2 protein-coding genes are annotated in these 2,019 nt (G+C 63.4%); one reads left to right on the top strand and one right to left on the bottom strand.

The genetic code is table 11. The features are described from left to right. Window positions 1-434: thermonuclease family protein (locus EOA24_RS35760; RefSeq protein WP_133374808.1), on the bottom strand; the 434-nt coding region annotated here is incomplete at its 3' end. A 76-nt stretch (window positions 435-510) separates the two neighbouring features. Here EOA24_RS35760 and EOA24_RS35755 point away from each other — a divergent pair. After that, the coding region (locus EOA24_RS35755; RefSeq protein ID WP_133374807.1) for a HAMP domain-containing sensor histidine kinase at window positions 511-2,019 on the top strand (1,509 nt) is incomplete at its 3' end.

Below are 2,019 nucleotides of genomic sequence, written 5' to 3'. Positions count from 1 at the left end.
CATCCGGCCCGCACCTGGGCCTGGTTCAGGTCGGTGTCGCCTGCCCTGCAGTCGCCGAGCAGCCTGCCGTAACGGTCGCGCTGCCAGCCGCTGCAGGAAACCGGCCTGCCGGCGATCAGCCGTACCAGCGATTGCCGCGCCAGCTTGCCGCAGGGATAGTCGGCGCCGGCCTTCTGGCAGGTTTGCTGGTACTCGGGAGCATCGATGCCGCGCATGCGGATGCGCTCGGTCCCGAGCGTGATCGAATCGCCGTCATTGACGATCGCCGTGCCTTGCTCCTTGCGAGTCTCGAAGCGATCGAGCCGCGCCGCCACCAGGATCAGCAACCCGAGCAAGAGGAAGGCCAGCCCATAGTCCAGCAGCTTGCGCCACAGGCTGCGCGGCGGGCTCGCCGCATAGCGCCGGCGCGGTCCTCGCGGCCCGAAACGGCTCATATGGCAAACAGTCTCTTAATCATTCGAACGTAGCTTAACGAACTGAAAGTCGCTGCGCGCAGAAATTGAAGTCCGTATGCCTTTGCTACGCTCGAACACAGCGGATAAATTCATTGTGGACCGCCGTAAACCGCACCGCAACAGCGATGTGGCGCGCGCGGTGCGCAAGACGCGCGACCGCCTTTCGCAACAGGCCGGCAGCCTCGACTTCGATCGCGAACTCCTGAAACTGCATGCGCGCGCCATGGTGGTCAGCGCGGTCGCCATCCCGCTGCTGGTGCTGGCGGTGGCGGCTCTCGGCCGGCTGGCGGGCCTGGACAACCAGATCACCATCTGGGCTCTGGCTATGCTGCTTTGCTACGCGATCGTCGCGTTCATGTCGCGGCGCGTCGAGCGAACCGAGGCCGCCGAACTCGACCCGGCGCAGACGCGCCGCGACTTCCTGATCGGCCATTTCCTGTGTGGCCTTGGCTGGGCGTGGTTCGCATGGATCGGCTGCGACACATGCCAGATCGACCAGTTCCATGTCGCCAAGGCCATGGTGCTGCTGATCGCGATGGCGACGACTGCAGTCTTGGCCTCCTCACTTGGCGGCGCGCTGTTCGCGACCTTCGCCATTCCTGTTGCCGTTTATGTCTACACCATTATGCATCTGTGGACGCCGATCGAAGCCACGATGGCGGCATTGCTCATCGCAGCACTTCCGTTCTTCGGCTATGTGGCGCGCCACCTCAATCAGGCCTCGTTGATGGTGCTGTCCTTCCGCTCGGAGAAGGACGCGCTCATTGCCGAGGTGGAGACGGCGAAATCAATGTCGGACGAAGCAAGGCGGCGCGCCGAGGACGCCAACCTTGCGAAATCGCGCTTTCTCGCCTCAATGAGCCACGAGCTCAGGACGCCGCTCAACGCCATTCTTGGCTTCTCCGAAGTGATGGCCAATGAAGTGCTGGGTCCGATGAACAATCCGACCTACCGCGACTATGCCCATGATGTGCACGAGTCCGGCCAGCATTTGCTCGACCTGATCAACGAGATCCTCGACCTGTCGCGCATCGAGGCCGGCCGCTACCAGCTCAACGAGGAGCCGGTGATGCTGGTGACCATCGTCGAGGACTGCTGCCACATGATGGAATTGCGGGCCCGCAACAAGGACATCCGCATCGTCCAGGAGTTCGAGGAGACCTTGCCGCGCCTTTTTGCCGACGAGCGCGCGGTGCGTCAGATCACGCTCAACCTCCTGTCCAATTCGATCAAGTTCACCCCGTCCGGCGGCGAAGTGCGCGTGCGCGTCGGCTGGACCGCCGGCGGCGGCCAGTACGTTTCGGTCAAGGACAATGGTCCGGGCATACCGGAAGAAGAAATCCCGGTGGTGCTTTCCGCTTTCGGCCAGGGCTCCATCGCCATCAAGAGCGCAGAACAGGGAACCGGCCTCGGCCTGCCGATCGTGCAGGGCCTGCTCGCGATGCATGGCGGCACGTTCGAGCTTCATTCGAAGTTGCGTGAAGGCACGGAGGCGATTGCCATTTTCCCGCTGAGTCGGGTGATGGAGGAACTGCCTGCCCTGCCAACCAAGACGGTCGCCACG

The organism is Mesorhizobium sp. M2A.F.Ca.ET.039.01.1.1 (assembly GCF_003998035.1).
Taxonomy (GTDB): Bacteria; Pseudomonadota; Alphaproteobacteria; order Rhizobiales; family Rhizobiaceae; genus Mesorhizobium.
Note: the sequence above shows the minus strand (reverse complement) of the source record. Positions and strands in the feature narration are given on the sequence as shown.